This is a genomic window from uncultured Gimesia sp., assembly GCF_963976445.1.
Lineage (GTDB): Bacteria > Planctomycetota > Planctomycetia > Planctomycetales > Planctomycetaceae > Gimesia.
The window spans coordinates 89,384-95,940 of the sequence record NZ_CAXBKP010000028.1; the positions used below are offsets into that span (position 1 = coordinate 89,384).

At 40.8% G+C, this 6,557-nt stretch carries 6 protein-coding genes; 4 read left to right on the forward strand and 2 right to left on the reverse strand.

Features of this window, described 5'->3' with window-relative positions; all coding sequences use genetic code 11:
• Window positions 1–46 precede the first annotated feature (46 nt).
• Together AAC022_RS23035 and AAC022_RS23040 are read left to right on the forward strand one after the other, a co-directional pair.
• Entirely contained in the window at window positions 47–721 is a 675-nt protein-coding gene (locus AAC022_RS23035) for a hypothetical protein (RefSeq protein WP_339734889.1), read from the forward strand.
• A gap of 383 nt (window positions 722–1,104) precedes the next feature.
• Window positions 1,105–1,791 (forward strand): hypothetical protein, encoded by a 687-nt coding sequence (locus AAC022_RS23040; RefSeq protein WP_339734891.1) that lies wholly within the window; start codon window positions 1,105–1,107, stop codon window positions 1,789–1,791.
• Between the two features lie 55 nt (window positions 1,792–1,846).
• Here the strand turns inward: AAC022_RS23040 and AAC022_RS23045 are convergent, their stop codons facing one another.
• Together AAC022_RS23045 and AAC022_RS23050 are read right to left on the reverse strand one after the other, a co-directional pair.
• Window positions 1,847–2,284 carry a hypothetical protein gene (locus tag AAC022_RS23045; protein WP_339734893.1) on the reverse strand — a complete coding sequence of 146 codons (438 nt, stop codon included), beginning with the start codon at window positions 2,282–2,284 and terminating at the stop codon, window positions 1,847–1,849.
• A 125-nt stretch (window positions 2,285–2,409) separates the two neighbouring features.
• Window positions 2,410–3,162 carry a hypothetical protein gene (locus AAC022_RS23050; protein WP_339734895.1) on the reverse strand — a complete coding sequence of 251 codons (753 nt, stop codon included), beginning with the start codon at window positions 3,160–3,162 and terminating at the stop codon, window positions 2,410–2,412.
• 757 nt (window positions 3,163–3,919) lie between these two features.
• Between AAC022_RS23050 and AAC022_RS23055 the strand changes: the two genes are divergently transcribed.
• Entirely contained in the window at window positions 3,920–5,194 is a 1,275-nt protein-coding gene (locus AAC022_RS23055; RefSeq protein ID WP_339734897.1) for a patatin-like phospholipase family protein, read from the forward strand.
• Window positions 5,195–5,265: 71 nt separating this feature from the next.
• A complete protein-coding gene (locus tag AAC022_RS23060; protein WP_339734899.1) occupies window positions 5,266–6,537 on the forward strand; it encodes a hypothetical protein in 1,272 nt (423 codons plus the stop codon).
• The last annotated feature ends 20 nt before the right edge of the window (window positions 6,538–6,557 follow it).

Below are 6,557 nucleotides of genomic sequence, written 5' to 3' on the forward strand. Positions count from 1 at the left end.
ACTAACTCAAATATCTTCAGTAACAATAAACTAGTAGGATTTCATTATGAATAGAAAAGCATTTCGCTTAGTTCAATTCAATATTGCAACCAGCACTCTTTTCGTATTGACTTTTGCAACAATCAGCACTAATTCACATTCCGCTATCGCGGAACCAGAAAAGAAGGTCAGTTTAAAATCTTCACTGGTAGCCTTACAAAATACGGTAGATGAATTGGTCAAAAAGACAAAAGAACTCGAACGTTTGAGTATTGAGCAAAAAAAGAAAATCGACATTCTAATTGATTCTCAACCTCGTTCGTTCTTCGGTAAAAAAAAGTTAAATGGTATATCGGCCTCTAGCCTTAAAGACATGGATAAGTTAGAGATCGAGTGTAAGAAACTTCCCATAGCTTTTTTCTTGATGCCTGCGGACAATCAAAATGAATCCTATGACAAATTCGCAAGCATTCGAAATGGATATGGAGGAGGAGCCGGTGCTGCATTTCGGGTAATTCGAATTCACAATAACCAGAAAAAAGTAATCGCTTCAGTGAGTTGGCATGACGGTCACAGTGGAGGAAAGCTGTTTCCAGGAGCTAGGTTTTTGGGAATCGATGAATCCCCTCCCAAGCAAGGCAAAGTTGTCTATACACTTGAGATGATGCCAGTCGGAGGAACTGTGACCCTTATTAACGCGAAGTTTGCTGCGTATGAGCTGCCTATGTTGGGAGTTCGCTGAAACGCACATCTATTTCGAAGCTATAGAAGACACAACATAAATCAGTCATTTTCAAAACGGCGGGACGAAACTATTTTAGGATGGCCGCGTTCTATTCTATCAAAGTTATACTAGTGGAAGGGTACACGGTCGAGGAAAAGTACTCACGGATCAGTCAGAAAAAAGGTACTCGTTTTAAGAATATTATATTTTGCTCTTTAGAAAACGAACCTAAGCAATTTGTGGAGTATATAGTATGATTTCATATAAAAGAGACTAATCATGTAAACTATTTATTGAATCGTTTCGTGAAACTAGTAACTGAATCAATTGTCGTCTCTAAGAATTGAAGTCGATGACTCACTGAAATGTCATTAGTAATAATAGATTAGAAAGATTTCATTATGAGTAGAAATAAAATTCGAACAGTACCATTCATTGGTGTAATCTGCACTCTTTTCGTGATAGTCTTTTTATTAATTAGTGCCAACAACCACTCCGTGATCGCGAATTCAGAAAAGAAAGTTAATCTAAAAGACTCACTGATTGAATTGCAAAAAGCGGTAAAAGAGTTGACAGATAAGACCCGGAAGCTTGAAAGCTTGAGTACGAAACAAAAAAAGAAACTCGACAATCTAATTGATTCTCAACCTCGCTGTTTTTTCGGAGAAAAAAATCTACATGGTGAACAAGCTGGAGTGAATGGAAAAGAAATAGATTCGCTTTCAATAAAATCCTCTAATCGACCGATTGCATTTTTCCTAATGCCATCAAATGATCTCAAGATTACAGACACTGATTGGACGCACATGGCACACATTGACAACTCTCACCTGAAAGGATCTGGGACCGCGTTTCGCGTGATCCGAACTCATGATAACACGAAACGAGTTGTCGCAACTGTTTCAATGCAAGATGAATATCATGCCCCCAAAAACTGGGCAGGTGCACGATTTCTTGGAATCGACCAATCGCCTCTAAAAGAAAATGTAACATATAGTCTTGAGATACAGGCAGTGAATGGTGGTTTTGCGAAACTTACTAACCTTAAGTTTGCCGCATTCGAACTTCCCATGCTGGAAGCTCACTGAAACCACTCCTCTCTCAAACGTAGAATTTCTGAGAATAGACTGTTGTATTGAAAAATCATTTAAAAGCTCCATTAAATATCTGAACTCTTTTAAAGTTACCACTTTTGGTATCTTTCAGCCAGATAACGCCCCAGTTTGCTTTATCATTATCTGGTCTGAATCCATTATAAGCTTCAAGTGACAGTTCGTTACCTCCACTATGAATAATGATTCTACCATTTACATTGATCCCTCCATCTTTATGTTTAGAAATATCAGTTGTCCTACCCTCAACTCTGGAGATGCGTTTATTTGAGTCTTTTAATTCTTTCTTTAATTCTTTCACACTTTTCGACAGCGCTATGAGACGTTTTTCCATTTCCTTGTTTTGTTTTTGCAGTTCGACCACTTGATTAACTAATGATTTTTTTTCCTGGGGCTGCTCGCCTTGGCCGTTGTTTACTAACATGATCGTGATTGCGAATATTACGAAAACAGTTAAGTATTTGCTCATCAGTATTTTCCTTTTCTAAAGGCTAATAGAAATAGAATATTTTCAACACAAGATGCCTGTTTTTTTAAACAGCCCATAATGTTACTCGTCAAATACAGCACAATACTTTCGATCCGATTTATTTCTTAATGTGCCAGCTCTGCGAATTGCTTCTTTCGATTTACAACAAGCTCTGGAATGTCACCTCGTATCGCCTTGACTTCCCAATAGAATCTCTGCGAACAGTTTTTGTTGTCGATGTATTGTACCGTAAAGACCCCGTCGCGAACCTCTGATGCAGCCAGCATTGAAACAGGGTTGTCTCCATCACAAATAGGTGTCAGCATCACTGTCCGACCTTCTTTACGGACAAGAGCCTCGAAATAATCGGGAAGCTTGATTTCTATGCGACCATCGCTCAATTTCCCAGTACCACGGTAGTAGACTCCTGCTTCTGGACCTTCAAGCGAAGCGTGAACTAGCTCCTTCTTTTCGCGATCCAATGGGTGGTCGATGACAAAGTTTTTCGTACCTGATACGGAAAGGGTTTTTGCTGAGATCTTGCCTGATGCAGAAAGGGTCTTTGTTTCAATAGATTTTGTTTTGATTGTGTTTACGAGCAAACGATAAAGGAATTGTAAGGTTTTCTTTTTTTTGTTGAAAACCATCACGTTGTCTTCCGGCTTCTTTCCTCCAACAGTTAAAACGTGATTATAACCGCTGGAGAGGCCTTTAAGGTGTGTGCGAGTTGAGTTGTTCTGGAAAGCTCCACCCGAGGAAACATTACCTTTTACAGTTAGACTTCCCGAAATAACTCCTCCCTTAAGTGGAAGGCAACTATTCTCTACTGCTTTGACTTTAGATTCAAGTTTTTCTATACGTGTTTTTAATGAAGCCATGTAGTCACTCCTATAAGGGATGAAGATAAGACGAAATAGGTTTCATGCTATTGATTTCCAGACTGAATTATCACTGGAAAGTTTAAAAATAAATATATGCAATTTTTTATTACCTTAAGGTAAATGGATTCGAACAGATTAAAAAATGCTTCGAAATTAAGGTTATTCTGGCGAGACACTTTGTGTCGTAGTCCGAGAACTAAAACTACCTCATACTGCCGTTTACTATCTTCCAACACGAAGAGGAGAACAATGCGTGAGATAAACGATTGGACTTTCTAGCTGATTATTTTTTCTCGCTTTCTGGTCAAATAATTTTACCAAACATTCCGGATACCAAATCTGTAGTCTGCCCACTTGACAATCTTTCCTACTAAAATGAGACCTTCAAGGTGTGTTCAAGGAACATTGTTTCTGCGGAACTTCAGAAACATTCTGTTAATAGATTTGCCGATATAAGGTTTCAGCCTTCGAACACAAGCGATTGAAAATAATTTCATCTTTTGTGACATTGATAATTGACGCACAGCACTCTAAGTGTACAAAATAGAGTTCTAGATGTATACATTCAGCTATGTATTCCTGAAGGCTACGAGAATAATTTCCTAAAATGGGGCAGACATATTCTATATATCTCCCATGAATATGAATAAAAATAATTTCAAGTTTGAAAGGCGTTTCATTATCACAGCATCCCATTACAGTGAGCTCTTCAGGCCTGGCTAAAGTCCGTTTTTTGAAAACCAGAACTTCAGGTATGCGAGCACGAATTCTCAATAAAAATCCGTTTGATATAAGTATCTACCAACTTGAAATCCCAAATTTTGACCTAATTTTGTGGAACAAGAAAATGTCCAACCAATCCAGCAGCGTTTCGGAGCCGTTGTTAAATATCTCGCAAGAGCTTGTTGAAGAAGAGAGAGTTGCCGGACCGGAAGATGGCATCGCACTATGTCTTTCTGGTGGAGGCTACCGGGCAATGTTATTTCACACTGGCGCAATTATCCGATTAAATCAGTTTGCTCTGCTCAAAAAACTTTCGCGTGTATCAAGTGTATCAGGTGGTTCGATCACAGCAGGGGTACTTGGGTTGAATTGGAATCAACTCAACTTTGATACGAATGGACGAGCTTCGAATTTCACTGAACTACTTATTGAACCGATCCAAAGAATGGCTCGTAAAACAATTGACCGCGGTTCCATACTCGGCGGTGTTTTTCTTCCAGGAAGTATAAATGATCGAATTGTAGGCCACTATCAAGAAATACTTTTCAAAGAAGCGACTCTCCAGGATTTGCCTTCTGACTTAGAAGGTCCACGTTTTGTCATTAATTCAACGAGTATTCAGTCCGGTGCCCTGGTCCGTATGTCACGACCGTATCTGGCTGATTACCGAGTTGGGATGATTCGCTCTCCAAAGATTCTCCTTGCACAAGCGGTAGCAGCATCCTCAGCATTTCCCCCTTTTTTATCGCCCGCGGAGATCGATGTCGACCCTTCAGATTTTGAAGTCGATGAGAATTGCGATTTGCAACGTGAACCATTTACAGACACGCTCGTTCTAAGCGATGGTGGCGTCTATGATAACCTTGGTTTAGAAACAGCATGGAAGCGCTACAAAACAATCTTCGTCAGTGATGGTGGTGGTTTAACTCATCCCGATCCGGAACCGGCTAGCGATTGGGCTCAGCACTCCAAGCGAATTCTTGATATCATTGATAATCAGGTTCGTAATTTGCGTAAGCGGCAACTCATCAGTTCATATGTCACTAAAATACGAGATGGAGCATACTGGGGAATCCGTACTAACATCAGTGACTACGAGTTGGCTGACTCGTTGCAAGCTAATCCTCAAAGAACATTGCAAATTGCTGAAACTCCAACTCGACTGAAACGACTCCCTGAAAAACGTCAACAGCAAATTATGAATTGGGGGTACGCAGTTTGCGATGCTGCGGTTCGGCAACACGCCGAATCGCTAATCGCTCCGGATTCTCCACCCGCAGAATTTCCATTTCCTGTGGAATTATAATTATTTTCACTGTGTTTATTCCTTCAGTAAACGTTTGAAATCGCATGTTTCATTAAAAACAGGAAACAGTAATGAGCCAACCACCTGTCGCACGTCGCCTTCGAGTGCTTGCATTTGATCCTAGTCTAGCAACGCAACTTGAAACAGCCATAATCAACCAGCTAACGCTTCATGTGAAGTGGGAAGAACTTGACAAAGGTCCCATTGGTGAATACATAGAAGTCATAGATTACGATCCTGCCAGTGGTGTATTTTATGAGCCGGTTGACCTAAATCACCGATATCTTCTTGCGCAAGATGGTCTTCAGCCCTCTGAATCTGACCCACAATTTCATCAGCAGATGGTTTATGCAGTTGCGATGGTGACCATTCAGAATTTCGAACGTGCTCTCGGACGTGTCACGTTTTGGTCGGATCACCGAGTGAGACTCGATTCAGGTGACTATGTCACTCAGTTTGTACGACGCTTGCGTATCTATCCGCATGCGATTCGCGATCGTAACGCATATTACAGTCCGTCAAAAAAGGCCCTTTTATTCGGCTATTTTCCTGTTACTAGAAAAGACAAAGACAATGTGCCAGGAACTCTCGTATTTACTTGTCTGTCACATGACATAATTGCACATGAGGTCACTCATGCTCTTCTTGATGGTGTTCATCCTCGATTCAATGAGTCAACGAACCCTGATGTCCATGCATTTCATGAAGCATTCGCCGATATTGTCTCTCTATTTCAGCACTTCTCCTATCCTGAAATTCTTGAAGACCAGATACGTCGAACACGAGGAGATCTTGAAACCGAGAATCTTCTTAGTCAGTTAGCTCAACAGTTTGGTCAGGCTACAGGTCGTAGTGGCGCATTACGTGACGCATTGGGAACAAAGAATCAAAACAACAAGTGGGAACCTCGCCAACCCAACGCACATGCATTGGAAGAATCGTTTGCTCCACATGCTAGGGGGGCAATTCTAGTTGCGGCAGTATTTCGGGCATTTTTACTGATCTATCGCTTAGAAAGCGCCGATTTGTTTCGAATTGCGACCAACGGTACTGGTTCACTTCCTGACGGAGACATTCACCCTGACTTAGCCAGACGACTATCTTCAGAAGCTTCCATATGTGCCGATCGAGTTTTGCAAATGTGCATTCGTGCAATTGATTACTGTCCTCCAGTCGATATTACATTCGGTGATTTCTTGAGAGGTATTATCACAGCAGATATGGATTATGCACCTGAGGATGAAGATGGTTACCGTATAGTATTTATTCAGAGCTTCCGTGAATGGGGGATTCACCCGCGTAAAATCACTAGAGGGCATCTCAAAACCTTTTTAATAGTGTAAATAAACATCCAAGAATAACA